Origin of the sequence: Citrobacter sp. CK202, assembly GCF_030333225.1 — a bacterium.
GTDB lineage: Bacteria > Pseudomonadota > Gammaproteobacteria > Enterobacterales > Enterobacteriaceae > Citrobacter_B > Citrobacter_B koseri.
In genome coordinates, this window is the sequence record NZ_JAOWGI010000029.1 from 241,779 (window position 1) to 263,371 (window position 21,593).

General features: G+C 54.2%; 20 protein-coding genes. 12 read left to right on the forward strand and 8 right to left on the reverse strand.

The genetic code is table 11. The features are described from left to right. The first annotated feature begins 83 nt into the window (after positions 1–83). From parC to OGX84_RS20925, 4 genes are all read left to right on the forward strand, one after another. Positions 84–2,342, forward strand: a complete 2,259-nt coding sequence (gene parC / locus OGX84_RS20910; protein ID WP_012135151.1) for a DNA topoisomerase IV subunit A — start codon at positions 84–86, stop codon at positions 2,340–2,342. 240 nt (positions 2,343–2,582) lie between these two features. Continuing rightward, positions 2,583–3,320 carry a 1-acylglycerol-3-phosphate O-acyltransferase gene (gene plsC / locus OGX84_RS20915; protein ID WP_047461176.1) on the forward strand — a complete coding sequence of 246 codons (738 nt, stop codon included), beginning with the start codon at positions 2,583–2,585 and terminating at the stop codon, positions 3,318–3,320. A 70-nt stretch (positions 3,321–3,390) separates the two neighbouring features. After that, positions 3,391–4,803: a cell division protein FtsP gene (ftsP, locus tag OGX84_RS20920; protein WP_012135149.1), complete on the forward strand. Its 1,413-nt coding sequence runs from the start codon at positions 3,391–3,393 to the stop codon at positions 4,801–4,803. 104 nt (positions 4,804–4,907) lie between these two features. Next, the gene (locus OGX84_RS20925; RefSeq protein WP_275165184.1) at positions 4,908–7,079 is read left to right on the forward strand and encodes a YgiQ family radical SAM protein; all 2,172 of its coding nucleotides are present in this window, start codon (positions 4,908–4,910) and stop codon (positions 7,077–7,079) included. Between the two features lie 57 nt (positions 7,080–7,136). Here OGX84_RS20925 and OGX84_RS20930 read toward each other — a convergent pair whose 3' ends face one another. The 3 genes from OGX84_RS20930 to yqhD form a co-directional block, all read right to left on the reverse strand. After that, positions 7,137–7,598: an HIT family protein gene (locus OGX84_RS20930; RefSeq protein WP_012135147.1), complete on the reverse strand. Its 462-nt coding sequence runs from the start codon at positions 7,596–7,598 to the stop codon at positions 7,137–7,139. Positions 7,599–7,712: 114 nt separating this feature from the next. Continuing rightward, positions 7,713–8,540, reverse strand: coding sequence for a 2,5-didehydrogluconate reductase DkgA (gene dkgA / locus OGX84_RS20935; RefSeq protein WP_012135146.1), 828 nt, complete (start codon positions 8,538–8,540; stop codon positions 7,713–7,715). Positions 8,541–8,643: 103 nt separating this feature from the next. Next, entirely contained in the window at positions 8,644–9,807 is a 1,164-nt protein-coding gene (gene yqhD / locus OGX84_RS20940; protein ID WP_012135145.1) for an alcohol dehydrogenase, read from the reverse strand. 193 nt (positions 9,808–10,000) lie between these two features. Between yqhD and OGX84_RS20945 the strand changes: the two genes are divergently transcribed. Next, positions 10,001–10,900 (forward strand): AraC family transcriptional regulator, encoded by a 900-nt coding sequence (locus OGX84_RS20945; protein ID WP_137675730.1) that lies wholly within the window; start codon positions 10,001–10,003, stop codon positions 10,898–10,900. 47 nt (positions 10,901–10,947) lie between these two features. Here OGX84_RS20945 and yghB read toward each other — a convergent pair whose 3' ends face one another. Next, complete coding sequence (gene yghB / locus OGX84_RS20950) at positions 10,948–11,607, reverse strand: DedA family general envelope maintenance protein YghB (RefSeq protein ID WP_012135142.1); 660 nt, start codon at positions 11,605–11,607, stop codon at positions 10,948–10,950. 131 nt (positions 11,608–11,738) lie between these two features. Next, positions 11,739–12,926: a cystathionine beta-lyase gene (gene metC / locus OGX84_RS20955; protein ID WP_024130955.1), complete on the reverse strand. Its 1,188-nt coding sequence runs from the start codon at positions 12,924–12,926 to the stop codon at positions 11,739–11,741. Between the two features lie 251 nt (positions 12,927–13,177). Between metC and exbB the strand changes: the two genes are divergently transcribed. Together exbB and exbD are read left to right on the forward strand one after the other, a co-directional pair. After that, positions 13,178–13,912, forward strand: a complete 735-nt coding sequence (gene exbB, locus OGX84_RS20960; protein ID WP_024130953.1) for a tol-pal system-associated acyl-CoA thioesterase — start codon at positions 13,178–13,180, stop codon at positions 13,910–13,912. Positions 13,913–13,918: 6 nt separating this feature from the next. Beyond that, positions 13,919–14,344: a TonB system transport protein ExbD gene (gene exbD / locus OGX84_RS20965; RefSeq protein WP_012135139.1), complete on the forward strand. Its 426-nt coding sequence runs from the start codon at positions 13,919–13,921 to the stop codon at positions 14,342–14,344. A gap of 130 nt (positions 14,345–14,474) precedes the next feature. Here exbD and OGX84_RS20970 read toward each other — a convergent pair whose 3' ends face one another. Together OGX84_RS20970 and OGX84_RS20975 are read right to left on the reverse strand one after the other, a co-directional pair. After that, positions 14,475–14,897, reverse strand: a complete 423-nt coding sequence (locus tag OGX84_RS20970) for a hypothetical protein (protein ID WP_012135138.1) — start codon at positions 14,895–14,897, stop codon at positions 14,475–14,477. 1 nt (position 14,898) lies between these two features. Beyond that, positions 14,899–15,303 (reverse strand): hypothetical protein, encoded by a 405-nt coding sequence (locus tag OGX84_RS20975; RefSeq protein ID WP_012135137.1) that lies wholly within the window; start codon positions 15,301–15,303, stop codon positions 14,899–14,901. A gap of 104 nt (positions 15,304–15,407) precedes the next feature. Between OGX84_RS20975 and OGX84_RS20980 the strand changes: the two genes are divergently transcribed. Beyond that, the gene (locus OGX84_RS20980) at positions 15,408–15,911 is read left to right on the forward strand and encodes an ESA_00282 family adhesion-associated protein (protein WP_012135136.1); all 504 of its coding nucleotides are present in this window, start codon (positions 15,408–15,410) and stop codon (positions 15,909–15,911) included. A 63-nt stretch (positions 15,912–15,974) separates the two neighbouring features. Here the strand turns inward: OGX84_RS20980 and OGX84_RS20985 are convergent, their stop codons facing one another. Beyond that, complete coding sequence (locus OGX84_RS20985) at positions 15,975–17,015, reverse strand: aldo/keto reductase (RefSeq protein ID WP_047461193.1); 1,041 nt, start codon at positions 17,013–17,015, stop codon at positions 15,975–15,977. A gap of 156 nt (positions 17,016–17,171) precedes the next feature. Between OGX84_RS20985 and yghX the strand changes: the two genes are divergently transcribed. From yghX to hybO, 4 genes are all read left to right on the forward strand, one after another. After that, a complete protein-coding gene (yghX, locus tag OGX84_RS20990) occupies positions 17,172–18,059 on the forward strand; it encodes a YghX family hydrolase (RefSeq protein WP_147491762.1) in 888 nt (295 codons plus the stop codon). Positions 18,060–18,275: 216 nt separating this feature from the next. Next, entirely contained in the window at positions 18,276–19,916 is a 1,641-nt protein-coding gene (locus OGX84_RS20995; protein WP_071257849.1) for a methyl-accepting chemotaxis protein, read from the forward strand. 83 nt (positions 19,917–19,999) lie between these two features. Then, positions 20,000–20,287, forward strand: a complete 288-nt coding sequence (locus tag OGX84_RS21000; RefSeq protein ID WP_012135131.1) for a DUF2623 family protein — start codon at positions 20,000–20,002, stop codon at positions 20,285–20,287. A 187-nt stretch (positions 20,288–20,474) separates the two neighbouring features. Beyond that, entirely contained in the window at positions 20,475–21,593 is a 1,119-nt protein-coding gene (gene hybO / locus OGX84_RS21005; protein WP_012135130.1) for a hydrogenase 2 small subunit, read from the forward strand.

The window sequence follows — 21,593 nt, forward strand, 5'->3', positions numbered from 1 at the left end:
GCCAGATAAGGTAGTATCTGCGGCAATATTGCCTGACGGATACTGGGTTATTGTTCAGGCTAACAGTTGAGGAACCACGATTAATGAGCGATATGGCAGAGCGCCTTGCGCTGCATGAATTCACGGAAAACGCCTATCTGAACTACTCCATGTACGTCATCATGGACAGGGCGTTGCCGTTTATTGGTGACGGACTGAAGCCGGTTCAGCGTCGCATCGTGTACGCGATGTCTGAACTGGGGCTGAATGCCAGCGCCAAATTTAAAAAATCCGCCCGTACCGTCGGCGACGTGCTGGGTAAATACCATCCGCACGGCGACAGCGCCTGTTATGAAGCGATGGTGCTGATGGCGCAGCCGTTCTCTTACCGTTACCCGCTGGTTGACGGGCAGGGGAACTGGGGCGCGCCGGACGATCCGAAATCCTTCGCGGCGATGCGTTATACCGAATCCCGTCTGTCGAAATACGCGGAAGTCCTGCTGAGCGAACTCGGTCAGGGGACGGCGGACTGGGTGCCGAACTTTGACGGCACCTTGCAAGAGCCGAAGATGCTGCCTGCGCGTCTGCCCAATATTCTGCTCAACGGCACCACCGGCATCGCCGTTGGGATGGCGACAGACATTCCGCCGCATAACCTGCGCGAAGTGGCGAAAGCCGCGATCACCCTGATTGAGCAGCCGAAAACAACGCTTGAGCAGGTGCTGGATATCGTGCAGGGGCCGGACTACCCGACCGAAGCGGAAATCATCACCTCCCGTGCGGAAATCCGTAAGATTTACGAAAATGGTCGCGGCTCCGTGCGTATGCGCGCGGTATGGAAAAAAGAAGATGGCGCGGTGGTGATTACCGCGCTGCCGCACCAGGTGTCCGGCGCTCGCGTACTGGAGCAGATCGCTGCCCAGATGCGGAACAAAAAGCTGCCGATGGTTGACGATCTGCGCGACGAGTCCGATCACGAAAACCCGACTCGTCTGGTGATCGTGCCGCGTTCCAACCGCGTGGATATGGAGCAGGTGATGAACCACCTGTTTGCGACCACGGACCTGGAAAAGAGCTACCGCATCAACCTGAACATGATCGGTCTGGACGGTCGCCCGGCGGTGAAAAACCTGCTGGAGATCCTGACCGAATGGCTGGCGTTCCGTCGCGATACCGTACGCCGCCGCCTGAACTATCGTCTGGAGAAAGTCCTCAAGCGCCTGCATATTCTGGAAGGTTTGCTGGTGGCGTTTCTCAATATCGACGAAGTGATTGAGATAATCCGCCATGAGGATGAACCGAAACCGGCGCTGATGTCGCGTTTTGGCATCACGGAAACTCAGGCCGAAGCCATCCTCGAACTGAAACTGCGCCATCTCGCCAAACTGGAAGAGATGAAGATTCGCGGCGAACAGGATGAGCTGGCGAAAGAACGCGATCAATTGCAGGGCATTCTGGCCTCCGAGCGCAAAATGAACACCCTGCTGAAGAAAGAGTTGCAGGCGGATTCAGACGCGTATGGCGACGATCGCCGCTCCCCACTGCGCGAGCGTGAAGAAGCTAAAGCGATGAGCGAGCATGACATGCTGCCGTCTGAACCGGTGACGATCGTGCTGTCGCAGATGGGCTGGGTGCGTAGCGCCAAAGGCCATGATATTGACGCGCAGGGTCTGAACTATAAATCGGGCGACAGCTGGAAAGCCTCGGCGAAAGGCAAGAGCAACCAGCCGGTGGTGTTTATCGACACGACCGGGCGCAGCTACGCCATCGACCCGATTACGCTGCCGTCGGCGCGTGGTCAGGGCGAGCCGTTGACCGGTAAACTGACGCTGCCGCCGGGCGCGACCGTAGAGCATATGCTGATGGAAGGGGATGAGCAGAAACTGCTGATGGCCTCGGACGCAGGCTATGGTTTCGTCTGTACCTTTAACGATCTGGTCGCCCGCAACCGCGCGGGTAAAGCGCTGATCACGTTGCCGGAAAACGCGCACGTTATGCCGCCGGTGGTGATTGAAGATGAAACCGATATGCTGCTGGCGATCACCGCCGCCGGGCGTATGTTGATGTTCCCGGTCAGCGATCTGCCGCAGTTGTCGAAGGGGAAAGGGAATAAGATCATCAACATTCCGTCTGCGGAAGCGGCCAGAGGCGACGATACGCTGGCCCAGCTCTACGTTCTGCCGCCGCAAAGCACGCTCACGATTCATGTCGGCAAGCGCAAAATCAAACTGCGCCCTGAAGAGCTGCAAAAAGTGACCGGCGAGCGCGGTCGTCGCGGTACGCTGATGCGCGGTTTGCAGCGCATCGATCGTATTGAGATTGACTCGCCACGACGCGCCCGCGACGGCGACAGCGAAGAATAAGGCGATTTTAAGCGCCATCAGGCCATCTCATTGTGCCGGATGGCGGCGTAAACGCCTTGTCCGGCCTGCGGTTTTAACGATGCTGTCAGGCCGGATTAACAATAAAATTTCCCGTAAAACCGTTGTTTATTCGCGCATTGCGATTAACAATACGCTTTTCCAGAGAGCCGCTCTTAACAAAGCCCTAACCTGATATCAGGTGACGTAGAATGCGACGCTCTTAGGCCTTCAGAGGTTGTTATGCTATATATCTTTCGTCTAATCATTACCGTTATTTACTGCATTCTTGTCTGCATTTTCGGTTCGATCTACTGCCTTTTCAGCCCGCGTAACCCGAAGCATGTCGCGACGTTTGGCCATATGTTTGGCCGTCTGGCGCCGCTTTATGGCCTGAAGGTGGAGTGCCGTAAGCCTGCTGATGCCGAAAGCTATGGCAACGCTATCTATATCGCTAACCATCAGAACAACTACGATATGGTGACGGCAGCCAACATTGTGCAACCGCCTACGGTGACGGTCGGCAAAAAGAGCCTGGTCTGGATCCCGTTTTTTGGCCAGCTGTACTGGTTAACCGGTAACTTGTTAATTGACCGAAATAATCGTGCCAAAGCGCACGGCACAATCGCGGAAGTGGTGAGCCATTTTAAAAAGCGCCGTATCTCTATCTGGATGTTCCCGGAAGGAACGCGCAGCCGTGGCCGTGGCCTGCTGCCGTTTAAAACCGGCGCCTTTCATGCCGCTATCGCCGCCGGTGTTCCGGTGATTCCGGTGTGTGTTTCCAATACATCGAATAAAATTAAGCTTAACCGACTGAATAACGGTCTGGTGATTGTAGAGATGCTGCCGCCGGTGGACATCAGCCAGTTTGGTAAGGATCAGGTTCGTGAACTGGCGGCGCATTGCCGCTCGTTGATGGAACAAAAAATTGCAGAACTCGATCAGGAAATTGCAGAGCGCGAAGCGACCGGCAAAGTCTGAATCAGTGTGATCGCGTTTTTGTGGGAAACGACTTCCTGCGCACTCTTTGTCTGTTTTAAATGGAGCTTATATGTCACTCAGTCGGCGTCAGTTCATTCAGGCTTCGGGGATCGCACTGTGTGCCGGTGCCGTTCCGCTGAAGGCTAATGCAGCCGGTCAGCAGCAGCCTCTGCCCGTTCCGCCGCTGCTGGAGTCCCGTCGCGGGCAGCCGTTGTTTATGACGTTGCAGCGCGCGCACTGGTCCTTTACGCAGGGTACGCGCGCGCCCGTCTGGGGGATTAACGGGCGTTACCTGGGGCCGACGATTCGCGTCTGGAAAGGGGATGACGTTAAGCTCATCTACAGCAACCGCCTGACTGAAAATGTCTCCATGACCGTCAGCGGATTGCAGGTGCCGGGGCCGCTGATGGGCGGCCCTGCGCGGATGATGTCGCCCAACGCTGACTGGGCGCCGGTATTGCCGATTCGTCAGAACGCCGCCGTGCTGTGGTATCACGCCAATACGCCAAACCGTACCGCGCAGCAGGTCTATAACGGCCTTGCCGGGATGTGGCTGATCGAGGATGAGGTCAGCAAATCGCTGCCGATCCCCAATCATTACGGCGTGGATGATTTCCCGATCATTATCCAGGATAAGCGGCTGGATAATTTCGGTACGCCGGAGTACAGCGAACCGGGCAGCGGCGGGTTTGTTGGCGATACGCTGCTGGTCAACGGCGCGCAAAGTCCTTACGTGGAAGTTTCCCGCGGCTGGGTACGCCTGCGCTTGCTGAATGCGTCGAACTCACGCCGTTACCAGTTGCAAATGAGCGACGGTCGCGCGCTGCATGTTATTTCTGGCGATCAGGGCCTTTTACCCGCGCCGGTGTCCGTCAAACAACTGTCGCTGGCGCCCGGTGAACGCCGGGAAATTCTGGTCGATATGACCAACGGCGATGAGGTGTCGATCACCTGCGGGGAAGCGGCCAGTATTGTCGATCGCATCCGTGGCTTCTTTGAACCTTCCAGCATTCTGGTCTCTACGCTAGTGCTGACCTTACGGCCAACCGGGCTGCTGCCGCTGGTGACTGACAGCCTGCCGATGCGTTTATTGCCCACGGAGATTGTCAGCGGCGCGCCGATTCGCAGCCGGGATATCAGCCTCGGGGACGATCCCGGCATTAACGGGCAATTGTGGGACGTCAACCGCATTGATATCACCGCCCAGCAAGGTTCCTGGGAGCGCTGGACCGTTCGCGCCGATATGCCGCAGCCCTTCCATATTGAGGGTGTCTCTTTCCTGATCCGCAACGTCAATGGCGCCATGCCGTTCCCGGAAGATCGGGGCTGGAAAGATACGGTATGGGTGGACGGGCAGGTGGAATTGCTGGTTTATTACGGACAGCCTTCCTGGGCGCACTTCCCGTTCTACTTCAACAGCCAGACGCTGGAAATGGCCGACCGGGGGTCTATCGGACAAATGCTGGTGAACCCGGCACCGTAAATCTTCCCTCGCCCGCAAGGGCGAGAAGTGAATACCTTTCTCTTTCGTTCCGGCATATAATCCCCGGCCTTTGATTATTTTTTTACCATTTTTTTGGAAGCATTATGAGCGCAATATCCCTGATCCAGCCAGACAGAGATCTTTTCTCCTGGCCTCAATACTGGGCGGCCTGTTTTGGTCCCGCGCCTTTTTTGCCGATGTCACGCGACGAAATGGATCAACTTGGCTGGGATAGCTGCGACATTATTCTGGTTACCGGTGATGCGTATGTCGATCATCCGAGCTTTGGGATGGCGATTTGCGGTCGTATGCTGGAAGCGCAGGGTTTCCGTGTCGGCATCATTGCCCAGCCGGACTGGAACAGCAAAGATGATTTTATGCGTCTGGGGAAACCGAATCTGTTTTTCGGCGTCACAGCGGGCAACATGGACTCGATGATCAACCGTTATACCGCCGATCGCCGACTGCGCCATGACGACGCCTATACGCCGGATAACGTGGCGGGCAAGCGCCCGGATCGTGCGACGCTGGTCTATACCCAGCGCTGTAAAGAGGCCTGGAAAGACGTGCCGGTGATCCTCGGCGGTATTGAAGCCAGCCTGCGTCGTACCGCGCACTATGATTACTGGTCTGATACCGTACGCCGCTCGGTGCTGGTGGATGCGAAAGCCGATATGCTGATGTTCGGCAACGGCGAGCGCCCGCTGGTTGAAGTTGCGCACCGCCTGGCAATGGGGGAGCCGATCGGCCAGATCCGCGATGTGCGTAACACCGCGATTATTGTTAAAGAAGCCCTGCCGGGCTGGAGTGGGGTTGATTCCACGCGTCTGGATACGCCGGGGAAAATTGATCCGATCCCCCATCCGTATGGTGAAGATCTGCCGTGCGCGGATAACAAACCGGTTGCGCCGAAAAAGCAGGAAGCCAAAGCCGTGACCGTTCAGCCGCCGCGTCCGAAGCCGTGGGAGAAAACCTACGTGCTGCTGCCGTCCTTTGAGAAGGTGAAGGGCGATAAGGTGCTGTATGCGCACGCGTCGCGTATTCTGCATCACGAAACCAACCCTGGCTGCGCGCGTGCGCTGATGCAAAAGCATGGCGATCGCTATATCTGGATCAACCCGCCCGCCATTCCGCTCTCTACCGAAGAGATGGACAGCGTTTTTGCGCTGCCGTATAAGCGCGTGCCGCATCCGGCATACGGTGACAGCCGCATTCCGGCTTACGAAATGATCCGCTTCTCGATTAACATCATGCGCGGGTGTTTCGGCGGCTGCTCGTTCTGCTCGATTACCGAACACGAAGGCCGCATTATTCAGAGCCGTTCAGAAGATTCGATCATCAATGAGATCGAAGCGATCCGCGATACCGTACCGGGCTTTACCGGCGTGATTTCCGATCTCGGCGGGCCGACGGCCAACATGTATATGTTGCGCTGTAAGTCGCCGCGCGCGGAACAAACCTGCCGCCGCCTGTCGTGCGTGTACCCGGATATCTGCTCGCATATGGATACCAACCATGAGCCGACGATCAACCTCTATCGCCGCGCCCGCGATCTGAAAGGCATCAAGAAGATCCTGATCGCCTCCGGCGTGCGTTACGACATTGCTGTTGAAGATCCGCGTTATATCAAAGAGCTGGCGAGCCATCATGTGGGCGGCTATCTGAAGATTGCGCCGGAGCATACCGAAGAAGGGCCGCTGTCGAAGATGATGAAGCCGGGCATGGGCAGCTATGATCGCTTCAAAGAACTGTTCGACCTTTACTCAAAACAGGCCGGGAAAGAGCAGTACCTGATCCCGTATTTTATCTCTGCGCACCCCGGTACGCGGGACGAAGATATGGTGAATCTGGCGCTGTGGTTGAAACGCCATCGCTTCCGTCTGGATCAGGTGCAGAACTTCTATCCGTCGCCGCTGGCGAACTCAACGACCATGTATTACACCGGGAAAAACCCGCTGGGTAAAATTGGCTATAAGAGTGAAGACGTGGTGGTGCCGAGAGGCGACAAACAGCGTCGTCTGCATAAAGCGCTGCTGCGTTACCACGATCCGGCGAACTGGCCGCTGATTCGCCAGGCGCTGGAAGAGATGGGGAAAAAGCATCTGATTGGCAGTCGTCGCGAGTGTCTGGTTCCGGCGCCTACGCTGGACGAGATGCGTGAAGCCCGTCGTCAGAACCGCAACACGCGCCCGGCGTTGACTAAGCATACGCCAGTGGTGCATCAGCGTCAGACGCCTGCAAGCAATAAAAAACGCAGCAAGGTAGCCGGACGTTAAACCCGTTAGCTGTTTGCCGGATAAGGTGCCTGCACCGCTATCCGGCAAACGGACGGATTACGCGTTCGCTTCACGAATTCTGGCGGCCAGCGCTGCCAGTTTTTCGTCATCCGCTCGCTCGTGGTCATGCGATGACAAATAGCCTTCGTACTGTTCAAAGAATTTCGCCTGCCGCGATTCAATAGGCTTCCATTCGCTCAGGTTAGCGGTGCCGTGCATCGGGCTGAGCTTGCTGTGCACATGATCCACGCCAAATCCTTCAAAAAACATTCCCGTACGTCCCACGTCCGGGAAGGCGTTATCCAGCTTTTTCGCCACTTTTTGGGTGGCAAGCATCAGATCGGCCAGCGCCTGCGGCGGCAAGTCGAACGCATAGCTGGGATAATGCTTCTTCGGGATCACCACCGTAAAACCGTCGGTGTTCGGGAAGATGGAAAGGAAGGCCAGATGATGCTCGTCTTCCCAGATCTTATGGCAGGGGGCTTTACCCTCAACGATTTGGCAAAAAATACAGCTCATTCCTTTTCTCCGTTGCTGAGTTCACAATTTGCGTCGCGTACAGACTCAACACTTTCTACCAAACCCGCCTGGTAGTCAAAAAGCCCGACAGAAATGTCGGGCCGGAAAGGAAGGTTAGCCGCCGAATTGATCCGGGTCCGGCCCCAGGCGTTTACCCTGGTCAAGTTTGGCCACTTCGCTTAATTCGTCTTTGTCGAGACGGAAATCCCAGACGTCGAAGTTTTCCGCAATACGTGAAGGGGTGACGGATTTAGGGATCACCACCAGCCCGTTATCCAGATGCCAGCGGATCACAATTTGCGCCGGAGATTTACCGTACTTATCCGCCAGATCGCGAATGATTTTCTGATCGAAAACGCCTGCGCCGCCTTGCGCCAGCGGGCTCCAGGACTCGGTCTGGATCTTGTGCGTCGCATTCCAGGCATGCAGCTGACGCTGTTGCATCAGCGGATGCAATTCGATCTGGTTGATCACCGGTGTAACGCCGGTTTCATCGATCAGACGCTGGAGGTGGTTTACCTGGAAGTTACACACGCCGATGCTTTTCACCAGCCCCTCTCTTTGCAGTTCAATCATCCCTTCCCAGGCGTCAACATAATGGTCGATAGCCGGAACGGGCCAGTGCATCAGATAGAGATCGAGGTGATCCAACTGGAGCTTATCCAGGCTTTCCTGCAAGGCTTCTCGAGGGCGTTTCTGATCGTCATTCCACAGTTTGGTGGTAATAAACAGTTCTTCCCGGTCGATACCGGCATCTTTTAACGCTTTTCCGACGCCTTCTTCATTCTTGTACGCCGCAGCGGTATCAATGGAGCGATATCCCACTTCCAGCGCCTTATGAATGGCGGAAATTGCTTCCTCGTTGCTTGCCTTCCAGACTCCCAGGCCCAGTTGTGGCATTACGTTGCCATCCTGTAGCTTGATAACGGTTGGATTAGCCATGCGTTCCTCCTTTATGCGATCTCACCGGAGCAAACTCCGGTGAGGTTGTGTGACTTAAGTCTGGACGAAATGTCCAAAAACGAAAGCCAGAGGCGAAAAAACCTTAGCGAGCCGCTTCGTAAATCCGACGGCTGACATCCAGCGTAATGTCCTGATGTTCACCCAGATTTGTGCCGCCGTGCGCTTCCAGTTTTGCCAGCAATGCCGGAATGGAACTGCCGTCCAGACCGTAATCAGACAGGCGAGTCGGTACGCCCATTTGCTCAAAGAAGCGGCGGGTGGCGGCGATGGCGGCATCAATACGCGCATCGTCGGAACCGTCGGTGATATTCCAGACTCGCTCTGCGTACTGCAACAGTTTGGCGCGTTTGGTATCGCGTTTTTCATTCCACAGCGCAGGCAGGACGATAGCCAGCGTCTGCGCGTGATCAAGGCCGTGCATTGCCGTCAGCTCATGACCCAGCATATGCGTTGCCCAGTCCTGCGGGACGCCCGCGCCGATCAAACCGTTCAGCGCCTGAGTGGCCGCCCACATTACGTTGGCGCGAACATCGTAGTTTTCCGGCTCTTTCAGCGCTTTCGGGCCTTCTTCGACAAGCGTCAGCAGGATACCTTCGGCAAAGCGATCCTGAATTTTTCCGTCAACCGGATAAGTGACATACTGCTCAACGGTGTGAACGAATGCATCCACAACGCCGTTAGCAACCTGGCGCGGCGGCAGGGTGTAGGTATAAACCGGATCGAGCACCGCAAACACGGGTTGGACGAACGGCGTCATAAAGGCCAGCTTATCGCCGGTGGTTTTACGGGAAATCACCGCCCCGGAGTTAGATTCTGAACCCGTTGCCGGCAACGTCAGCACCGATCCCATCGGTACGGCGCTTTTCACGTCGTTGCCGCGGGTTTCCAGAATGCGCCACGGGTCCACGCCTTCGTCATATTGCGCCGCCGCCGCGATAAATTTAGTGCCATCCAGCACGGAACCGCCGCCGACCGCCAGCAGGAACGTCACTTTCTCATCACGTACAATGTTGACGGCGTTCATCAGCGTTTCATAAGACGGGTTTGGCTCGATGCCGCCAAATTCCAGCACGTCCAGACCTTTCAGCGCGTCATGTACCTGATCCAGTACGCCGGTCTTTTTCACGCTGCCGCCGCCGTAGGTGATCAATACGCGGGCGCCCTGAGGGATTTGATCGCGCAGATCGGCAATCGCGCCTTTACCAAACAGAATGCGGGTTGGGGTATGCAGATTAAAGTTGTTCATTGCTCGTTCCCTTATGTGGGTAAAAAAGTGGGCAGGCGAATGTCTGCCTGATGGTGAACATTGTGGTCGCCAGCCGCCTTCCTCTCAATGCTCATTTCTGCCAATGTCTTGCCCATTTCTCCAGAGCACTGGAGAAAAAAGATAAATTTGCGCACAATCAACGCGTCGTAAACCGATGAGAAAAAAGCGCGCCATGAACCGTGAAGCCATCTGCCTGTTGCTGACAGATAAAATTAAGCAGCTGATAAACAATCAAAATAACCTGAATGACTGCCTGCCCGACGTGCGTCTGCTCTACGGCACGGAGCCGGGGTTGCGCACGCCTGTGATGTATCAGCCTGGCATCATATTTCTCTTTTCGGGGCATAAGATCGGTTATATCAATGAACGCGTATTTCAGTACGATGCCAATGAATATCTGCTGCTGACAGTACCTTTACCCTTTGAATGTGAAACTTATGCGACGCCGGAAGTGCCGCTCGCGGGGATTCGTCTGAATGTTGATATCCTGCAATTGCAGGAGTTGCTGATGGACATTGGTGAGGACGATCTGTTTCAACCGTCGATGGCGGCAAGCGGGATTAACTCCGCCACGCTGTCGGATGACATTCTTTGTGCGGCGGAACGCCTGTTAGATGTGATGGAAAGGCCGCTGGATGCGCGCATTCTGGGGAAACAGATTATTCGCGAAATTTTGTATCACGTTCTGATGGGGCCGCGTGGCGGCGCGCTGCTGGCGCTGGTCAGCCGCCAGACCCATTTCAGCCTGATTAGCCGGGTGCTGAAGCGGATTGAAACCAAATACACCGAGAACCTGAACGTTGAGCAACTGGCGGCGGAAGCCAACATGAGCGTCTCGGCGTTCCATCATAATTTTAAATCCGTTACCAGTACCTCGCCGTTGCAGTACCTGAAAACCTATCGTCTGCATAAAGCGCGGATGATGATCATTCACGACGGGATGAAAGCCAGCGCCGCTGCGATGCGCGTCGGCTACGAGAGCGCGTCGCAGTTCAGTCGGGAGTTCAAACGCTATTTTGGCGTAACGCCGGGGGAGGATGCGGCACGAATGAGAATGATGCAGGGAAGCTAATCATGTGTAAGCCGGATAAGCGTGGGCGCCATCCGGCAATCAGCAAATCAGGCGCTGCAATACTTCTTCTTGATCACGACGAATAATGTGCCGATCAAACCGGCGGCCAGCAGGGCAATCGGCAGGATCATCAAAAACGTCATCACCTGATCCTCATGACGTTTCACGAACGGGATCATGCTGAGCGCGTAGCCGAAACTGGTCACCACGCCGACCCACAGCAGCCCACTCAGCCAGTTAAAAAACTGAAACCGGCGACTGGACAACCCTGAAATCCCCGCCATTGTGGGCAGCAGGGTGCGCACAAACGCCAGAAAGCGCCCGGCAAGCAGCGCCAGCAGGCCGTGCCGGTCGAACATACAGGTCGCGCGCTGATGGTATTTAACGGGAAGCTGCGCCAGCCAGCCTTTCACCGTTTGCGTATTTCCCAGCCAGCGCCCCTGAATATAGCTCAGCCAGCAGCCGAGACTGGCGGCTGTCGTCAGAATAAGGATCGTGGGGACAAAGTCCATGACACCTTGTGCAACCAGCGCGCCTGCCAGTAAGAGCAGGCTGTCTCCGGGTAAAAAAGAGGCCGGGAGCAGGCCATTTTCTAAAAATAGCGTGGCAAACATCACAAAGTAGACAACGCTAACAACGTGTGGGTCCGCCAGCGCGGCAAAATCGTGTTGCCAGAGCGCAGCGATAATATCTTGAATGACAGCCATGGACTTTCCTGTGGAACCGCGTTTATGGGGCTATTGTACTCCTGAATTGCCCGGGATGCCTTGATCCCGGACGCAACAAATGCAGACTTTTCTGCCCGGAGTGTCTGCAATTCTGTCCATGACCGGAAACTTTACACAATACGCGTGAATCCTGCGGCTAAATCTGCAATCAGATCGTCAACATTCTCTAAACCGATGTGCAAACGGATCAGCGTGCCGGTGAAATCAACGTCGCCTTCGGGACGAATGGCGGCGATATGTTCCGGCTGGTTAGGCAGAATTAAGGATTCAAAGCCGCCCCAGGAGTAAGCCATGCTGAACAAGCTGAAATTATCCAGATAAGCGGAAAGCGCCTCATTGCTCAGCCTTTTATTCAGCACAAACGAGAACAACCCGCTGCTGCCCGTGAAATCGCGCTTCCAGAATTCGTGGCCTTTGCTGCCAGGAAGGGCGGGATGATTAACGCGGGCGACCTGAGGGTGATTCGCCAGCCACTCGGCGACTTTCAGGCTGCTTTCATGATGCTGGCGTAAGCGCACGCCCAGCGTACGTAGCCCACGGCTGGTCATATAAGCGGTATCCGCGTCCAGCATTTGCCCCATCAGATAGGCGTTTTCGCGTAATTGCTCCCAACAACGCGCATTAGACACGGCTGTGCCGACCATCGCATCCGAGTGACCAATCAGGTATTTCGTTCCTGCCTGGATGGAGATATCGATCCCGAAATCCAGCGCCTTAAACAGCACGCCCGCCGCCCAGGTGTTATCAATCATAATGACAGCGTCTGGCGCAACGCGTCTTACCGCGCCGACAATCGCCGGGATGTCATGCACTTCCATCGTGATGGAGCCAGGGGATTCGAGAAACACTACTTTCGTATTGGGCTGAATATGCTTCACGATATCCGCGCCGACCAGCGGATCAAACCAGCCGGTCGTCACGCCGAGTCTGGCGAGAACTTTGGTGCAAAAATCCTGACTGGGTTCGTAAGCGGTGTTGGTCATCAGGACGTGATCGCCCTGTTCCACAAAGGCCAGAATCGTGTTGGCGACAGCCGCCGCGCCGCAGGGGAAGAGCGCGCATCCGGCGCCGCCTTCCAGTTCGCACATGGCTTCCTGTAGCGAAAAATGGGTTAGCGTTCCGCGACGGCCATAGAAAAGTTCGCCATTGGCGCGGTTGCGGGTGGCGTGCTTTTTGGCTTCTACGGTGTCAAATACCAGCGAGGAGGCGCGCTGAATGACGCTGTTCACCGATCCCAGCGTGTATTTTTTGCTGCGTCCTGCGCTCACCAGTTTGGTTTCAAGATGTTTTTCTGCCATGTTGGAGTACCCATTTTTATACGTCTGGATGTCTAAACTATCATGAATGATGAGTGACGCATCCTGAAGAATCGGCATAAAGCAGAAAATTTTCTCAAAATGACATCTGGTGACTTTTTTACTGCGTAAGCGCAAGGAAAAGAAACCAAAGGTGCGGCACTATGTAAATAGTAATGAGAACGACTATCAATTCGACGTCGTTTTGATATTATTACGCTCAGAATTTGTGATTTGCGTCCTGGAGATACAGAGTGGGTAATAATTTGATGCAGACGGATCTCTCCGTCTGGGGTATGTATCAGCACGCCGACATCGTGGTTAAGTGCGTGATGATTGGTCTGATTCTGGCGTCAGTAGTCACCTGGGCTATCTTCTTCAGTAAGAGTCTTGAGTTCTTTACGCAGAAGCGTCGGCTCAAGCGTGAACAACAGCAGCTGGCTGAAGCGCGTTCTTTAGACCAGGCCAGCAATATTGCCTCCGCATTCGCGGCAAAAAGTTTAAGCTCACAGTTGCTCTATGAAGCGCAGAACGAGCTGGAACTGTCGGAAGGCAGTGAAGACAACGAAGGTATTAAAGAGCGTACCGGGTTCCGCCTGGAGCGTCGCGTAGCGGCGGTTGGCCGTCATATGGGACGCGGTAATGGCTACCTGGCGACCATCGGCGCCATCTCTCCGTTTGTCGGTCTGTTTGGTACGGTATGGGGCATCATGAACAGCTTCATCGGCATCGCGCAAACCCAGACCACCAACCTCGCGGTTGTCGCGCCGGGTATCGCGGAAGCGTTGCTGGCTACGGCGATCGGCCTGGTCGCGGCAATTCCTGCGGTCGTGATTTACAACATTTTCGCACGTCAGATCGGCAGCTACAAAGCGACGCTGGGCGACGTGGCGGCACAGATTCTGCTACTGCAAAGCCGCGATCTGGATCTGAACGCGAGCGCTTCCGCTCAGCCGGTACGTACCGCGCAGAAATTACGTGTAGGATAATGCTCCATGGCAATGCGTCTTAATGAAAATCTGGACGATAACGGTGAAATGCATGAAATCAACGTGACGCCGTTTATCGACGTCATGCTGGTTCTGCTGATTATCTTTATGGTGGCCGCGCCGCTGGCAACGGTGGACGTGAAGGTGAATCTTCCTGCGTCCACCAGCACCCCGCAGCCGCGCCCGGAAAAACCGGTTTATCTGTCCGTGAAGGCCGACAACAGCATGTTTATCGGTAACGATCAGGTAACGGATGAAACCATGATCGGCGAGCTGAACGCGTTAACCGAAGGGAAGAAAGACACGACGATCTTCTTCCGTGCGGATAAAACCGTTGATTATGAAACAATGATGAAAGTGATGGATACGCTGCACCAGGCGGGTTACCTGAAAATTGGTCTCGTGGGTGAAGAGGTCGCGAAAGCGAAGTAATCGTTGTTGCTGATGGGCAGACAGACAGGCCGGGTAGGGCGCAAGCCGTACCCGGCTTTTTTATTGCCTGATGGCGCTGCGCTTACCAGGCCTGCATGATGTGGTATCGCTGGATTGCTGACTCGCCAGATTACTTCGTCGTGGAGAACCGTTTTTCATTCAGCGCGACGGTGGTGATATTGGTCGTTCGGTAATCGCCATCGGATAGCTTACGGGTCAGGCGTAGGGTCGCCGTTTCTCGCGCCAGTAAGTGTTGATATGTGCTCTCCAGGCGCGCCATGATTTTGTCCCGCATCTCGGGATGTTGCTCAATAATCGTATTGATAACCGAACCGTAGATCTCTTCTTTGACCTGGAGCGCATAGATTTCACGGCGATTTTGCCATTTCAGCCGCACTAACGCGGCGGGAATCGACACGATCTCCTGCGCCACCTGTTCGAGGGTCGCGTTTTTATTGGCGATAAGCGCTTTAAGATTTTGCTTTAAGATAAATTCATCGCTTTTATTATTATCTAAAGCTAAATAAACATTATTATCTTCAACGTCTTTCATATTATTTCTCTTCCAGAGAATAAAAAACGGGAGAGTTTTTCTCTCTGGTTATGAGATTAAGCCAAATTTCATTGCCGTGATCGTTTATTTTTGTTGTGGCATCTGCCAGAATTTTACTTAATGCCTGAGCATCAACATCGCCTTCCGCCTGTAGGCTATTAATAAGACGAGCAAACGTCTCAATTTTAGCTACGCGATAAAGCCGGTCTTTTAAATGACGGTCACGTTCTTCAAGTAACATGTTTTTAGATTGACCAGTCGGTGTGGCGCTAATTAAAATATCTGGCTCGTAATCGCTCAGCGTTTTCTTTCCCTGAGTCAAATTTTCACTATTTTCTACGGTCTCAGCATCGCCTGGCGAGGCAGATAAATGAAAACGAGTCGGCACAAGATGCTCGGGAAGCATGTTGGAATGTCCTTTACTATCAATAGTATATTGTTTTTTATAAGGCAGGTCTCGTTGACAATAGCATGGTGTAATTTTAAAATCAAAAAAAATGGAGTCGACATATGAACAGCATTTTTTATTCTATTATCACTCTGCTATTACTCACTGGTGGCGTGCTTTTCTTGATGCACGAATTTAATAAACAGCGCTCTGCTGAGGCGTCTAATCCAGTAAATCAAGCGGAACCCTTGTCCAAAGAGGAGGGCGAAGATCATTTTTCGTCGCTCATGAATACTATTACACCGGTATGGTACTGGCGAGTCAATCACGAATATATTGATTTTCTTCACGCAACGATAAAGCGGATGACGATGGCGGAGCTAAACGGAACGCCGGGGTTATTTGATGCGCAGCGCCGTTGCAGCGATCTCAACTCTGCGGTCTATAAATATTATGACAACATTAAAAAGCGTTGTCTGAACGGGGAAAAGGTTCCGCATTCCGATCTGGATGTGCTTAACTTGCGGCAATGTTTCCGGGAATTTAGCCTGGAGGCGTATCCCTCCTTGGTTGCTCTGGTGTGGCCTGAATATCAGCGGCCGCTAATCAAACCGGAAGAGGTTTAATAAACGCGCCTGACGTTGGCCGGGTAAGGCGGAACCGCCACCCGGCGCGCGTGCCCGAAAGCGTTATTTATCCGATGAGGCTTGCCAGAGGTTCAGCTCGCCATCCGCGACATGTTTATCGATTTGCGCTAACTCGTCAGCGCTGAATGTCAGGTTCGACAACGCCTGCACATTTTCTTCCAGCTGCTCTGGTCGACTGGCGCCGATCAGCACTGACGTCACGCGATTATCTTTCAACAGCCAGCTAAGCGCCATCTGCGCCATTGACTGGCCGCGACGTTGCGCCATCTCATTGAGTAAACGCAGGCTGTTCAGATTCGCTTCCGTCAGCATATTCTCCGTCAGACCGCGAACTTTTTTCCCTTCACGCTGCATACGTGAACCTTCCGGGATACCGTTTAGGTATTTTCCGGTTAACAATCCCTGAGCCAGCGGTGTGAACGCAATGCAACCCATGCCGTTGGCCGCCAGCGTATCCAGCAGGCCGCTTTTATCCACCCAGCGGTTGAGCAGGTTGTAGGACGGCTGATGAATCAGCAGCGGGATTTTCCATTCGCGCAGCAGTTCCGCCATTCGTTGAGTTCGCTCAGGCGAATAGGAGGAGATGCCGACGTAAAGCGCCTTACCGCTTTGTACCGCCTGCGCCAGCGCGGATGCGGTCTCTTCCATCGGCGTGTTTTCATCGACACGGTGGGAATAGAAGATATCGACATAGTCCAGCCCCATCCGCTTCAGGCTCTGATCGAGGCTGGCGAGCAGGTACTTACGCGACCCGCCGGAGCCGTATGGCCCAGGCCACATGTCATAACCCGCTTTGGTGGAAACGATCAGCTCATCGCGATACGGCGCAAAATCTTCCCGCAGCAAACGGCCAAAGTTCTCTTCTGCGCTTCCCGGCGGCGGGCCGTAGTTATTGGCTAAATCAAAATGGGTGATGCCTGAATCAAAGGCTTTACGCAGCAGCGCACGCTGTGAATCCAGCGCCTGAACGTGGCCGAAACTGTGCCACAAACCCAGCGATAGCGCGGGTAAACGCAAACCGCTTTTACCGCAGTAGCGATAAAGCATCTGCTCATAACGTTCGGGGTTGGCTAACCAGGCCATGTCATCTCCTTAGAGAAAGTGAATTTCAAAACAACGTTTCTATTCTAGCGGCTCAGCGGGGTTTATCCCGTTCGTCAGGTCACATTGATGCGAAAAATTGGGCAAAAACACGTCATTATGCTTTGCTTAAAAAAACATCAATTCAGGAGTGAAACTATGCCGCGTCTGACTGCCAAAGACTTTCCGCAGGAGTTGCTCGATTACTATGACTACTATGCACATGGAAAAGTCTCTAAACGCGAGTTTCTTAACCTCGCGGCAAAGTATGCCGTCGGCGGCGTGACCGCGCTTGCGCTGTTTAATCTCCTGAAGCCGAATTACGCGCTGGCGGTGCAGGTGGAATTTACCGACCCGGACATTTTGCCGGAATACATTACGTATCCGTCACCGAACGGGCATGGCGAGGTGCGCGGCTATCTGGTGAAACCGGCGAAGGCGACGGGGAAAACGCCTGCGGTCGTGGTCGTACACGAGAACAGGGGGCTGAATCCCTATATTGAGGATGTCGCACGACGCGTGGCGAAAGCGGGTTATATTGCGCTGGCGCCTGATGGATTAAGCTCGGTAGGCGGATACCCCGGTAATGACGATAAGGGCCGGGAATTACAGCAGCAGGTTGATCCCACAAAATTAATGAATGATTTCTTTGCCGCGATTGAGTTTATGCAGCGTCATCCGGCGGCCAGCGGAAAAGTGGCTATTACGGGATTCTGCTATGGCGGCGGCGTATCAAATGCGGCGGCGGTGGCCTATCCAGAACTGGCGTGCGCCGTTCCTTTTTATGGTCGTCAGGCTCCGGCGTCAGATGTACCTAAAATTAATGCGCCTTTATTATTACATTACGCCGAGTTAGATACCTCAATTAATGAAGGTTGGCCTGCCTACGAAACGGCGCTGAAGGCGAATAATAAAGTCTATGAAGCGTATATCTATCCTGGGGTGAATCATGGTTTTCATAATGATTCGACTCCCCGCTATGATAAGGCCGCAGCGGATCTGGCCTGGGCGCGCACTCTGGCCTGGTTTGAGAAATATTTACAATGAAAAACAAATGATTATTTCAGGTGCGGCATATTGCTTTGCGGCATAATAATGCCGTTATGCTTTATAAGCATTCACAGGAATAGCGGGCTGACGATGATTCGTATACTTAGTTAAGTAAAAAAACAATAAAGAAAGTATATATTCTGCATTCTCTGCCGATAACGAGGATAAGTGTCGCCTGATGGCGAATCCCTCAAGTACGGCAAGGAAATTCTTATGCGTTTGCTGCAAAACTTCACTATTCGTATTGTCATGCTGACAATATTGGGGCTCTTCTGTCTTCTTTGGTCGGGCGTTGGTTTATTCAGCGTCCATGCATTATCTAAAGTGGCGGAAGGGAATGATATCGATCGTCATATTGTGCGTCAGATGACGGTGCTAAGTCAGGGGAACGATCAGTATTTTCGTTTTGTCACGCGTTTAAGCCGTGCGATGGACGTTAAAATCGGCGGCGGTACGCCCGATTTTGTACCAGTACAGCAGGCGCTGGACAATATGAGCAAAAAGCTGGAAGAGATGAAAACGCTCTCTCCAGGGCCGATGGACCCGGAGATCGCCGCTGCGGTATTGGCAAACTGGCAGGCGTTGCTTGATAAGGGCGTCGCGCCGCAGATGCAACTGGCGCAGCAGGGTACGCTCACCGAATTTGCAGAACAGGCGAATAATGTCACCCCCGCCCTGAGCCGCGCCTTCGGCGCCAGCGCAGAACGTTTTAACAGCGCGGCCGGCACGATGCTGGACAGCACCCGCGTGATGGTGGACGGCAAAACGTCAATTATCCGCACCCTGATTATCACCGCCGTTATTCTGGGAATTGTGATTCTCTTCTTTACCGACCGTTACCTGGTCACGATGTTAGTGAAACCGCTGGCGCGCATTCGCCAACAGTTCCGCCAGATTGCGCAAGGCGATCTGAGCCAGCCGATTGAAGAGTTTGGCCGTAACTGTGTCGGTCGTCTGGTGCCGCTACTGAGCGCGATGCAGGATAGTCTGCGAGAAGCGGTCAGTTCGATTCGTTCAGGCAGTGACAATATCTGGCGCGGCGCGACAGAGATCTCCAGCGGTAACAACGATCTCTCTTCCCGTACGGAAGAGCAGGCAGCGGCGCTGGAAGAGACAGCTGCAAGCATGGAACAGCTCACCGCGACGGTGAAATTGAATGCGGATAATGCGCGCCAGGCCAGTCAGCTTGCTGATGCCGCTTCCGCGACGGCCGGAAAAGGCGGCACGCTGGTTTCTGAAGTGGTTGAGACGATGGACGGTATTTCAGCCAGCTCCAGACAGATCGCCGAAATTACGAATGTCATCAACAGTATTGCCTTCCAGACCAATATTCTGGCGCTGAACGCCGCCGTTGAAGCCGCCAGAGCCGGTGAACAGGGGCGTGGGTTTGCGGTCGTCGCCGGTGAAGTGCGTAATCTGGCCAGCCGTAGCGCCGGGGCTGCCAAAGAGATTGAAACGCTGATCGCTGAATCCGTGCGTCGCGTCGAGCAGGGTGCGCAGCTGGTGCAGGAGACGGGCGCGACAATGGAGGCCATTCTGCGCGGAGTAACCGAAGTCACCACCATCATGAAGCAGATCGCCGCCGCTTCCGAGGAACAAAGCAAAGGGATCTCTCAGGTTGGTGTGGCGATAACCCAGATGGACAGCGTGACCCAACAAAACGCCGCGCTGGTGGAGCAAGTTTCTGCGGCAGCGGCGGCGCTGGAACGGCAAACGGAAGAGCTGCAACGCTCTGTGCAACAGTTCCGCCTTTCTCATAATGACGCGCAAATCAGCCCGGCGAAAACGGTCTCTCCAGTCAGTCCGCGTGGGGCGTCTGCCGCGAAGTCAGGCGATGAATGGGTCGCCTTCTGATCCGGTAAAAAAAAGTATGTGATACCTCTGGCGTTCGCTTAAAAAATCGCTATATAATTTGTTATATAGCGATTGGAGGTATCATGGACAATCATTTTGGTAAGGGCCTGATGGCCGGATTAAACGCAACGTGTGCCGATAGCGCGCGTAACGTGGCGGGTTTTTGTTCTGATTATAAGCGCGGATTCGTATTAGGATTTTCGCATCGCATGTTTGAAAAAACCGGCGATCGACAATTAAGCGCCTGGGAAGCGGGGATTCTGACGCGCCGTTATGGCCTGGACAAAGATATGGTGATGGACTTCTTTCGGGAGAATCAATCGAATACGACTATCCGGTTCTTTATGGCGGGTTATCGTCTCGAAAATTGATCCGAAGGGGGTATTACCCCGGTTTAATTAATTACACTATTGTCTTACTCCTTCGTTTTGTTGTTCCGTCAAAGTATCATGGTTCAATAACCATAAAGAAAGTGTGGTAAATGGCGCGCCGATCGCAATAAGTTATTTGTGAACGGTGCAAAATAGAGCCAGGTCTTTGCAACGGAATAACAATAAAATGACTGGAGATAATACTCTCATCACTTCTCACGGCGTTAATCGTCGTGATTTCATGAAGCTTTGTGCAGCACTGGCCGCAACTATGGGGCTCAGTAGCAAAGCCGCCGCAGAAATGGCCGAATCGGTTTCCCGTCCGCAGCGCCCGCCCGTCGTCTGGATCGGCGCTCAGGAATGTACGGGATGTACCGAATCGCTCCTTCGCGCGACCCACCCAACGGTAGAAAACCTCGTTCTGGAAACGATCTCTCTGGAGTACCACGAGGTCCTCTCCGCCGCCTTCGGCCATCAGGTTGAAGAGAACAAGCATAACGCTCTGGAGAAGTATAAAGGGCAGTATGTGTTGGTTGTCGATGGTTCCATCCCATTAAAAGATAACGGTATTTACTGCATGGTTGCCGGCGAGCCGATTGTGGATCACATCCGCAAGGCGGCGGAAGGCGCAGCGGCGATTATCGCGATCGGTTCCTGTTCCGCGTGGGGCGGCGTCGCTGCCGCTGGCGTGAACCCGACCGGCGCCGTCGGGTTGCAGGAAGTCCTGCCGGGCAAAACCGTTATCAATATCCCGGGCTGCCCGCCGAACCCGCATAACTTCCTGGCAACGGTTGCCCACATCATCACTTACGGTAAACCGCCGAAGCTGGATGCCAAAAACCGTCCAACCTTCGCTTATGGCCGTCTGATTCACGAACACTGCGAACGCCGCCCGCATTTTGACGCCGGTCGCTTCGCCAAAGAGTTCGGCGATGAAGGCCACCGTGAAGGCTGGTGCCTCTACCATCTGGGCTGTAAAGGGCCTGAAACCTACGGCAACTGTTCGACGTTGCAATTCTGCGATGTCGGCGGCGTATGGCCAGTGGCGATTGGGCACCCCTGCTACGGCTGTAACGAGGAAGGCGTTGGCTTTCATAAAGGCATCCACCAACTCGCCCATGTGGAAAATCAAACCCCGCGTTCCGAGAAGCCGGATGTCAACCTGAAAGAGGGCGGCCACATTTCCGCAGGCGCCGTCGGGCTGCTTGGCGGCGTGGTTGGGCTGGTTGCCGGTGTCAGTGTGATGGCGGTACGTGAACTGGGGCGTCAGCAGAAGAAAGATAACGCTGACTCACGGGGAGAATAA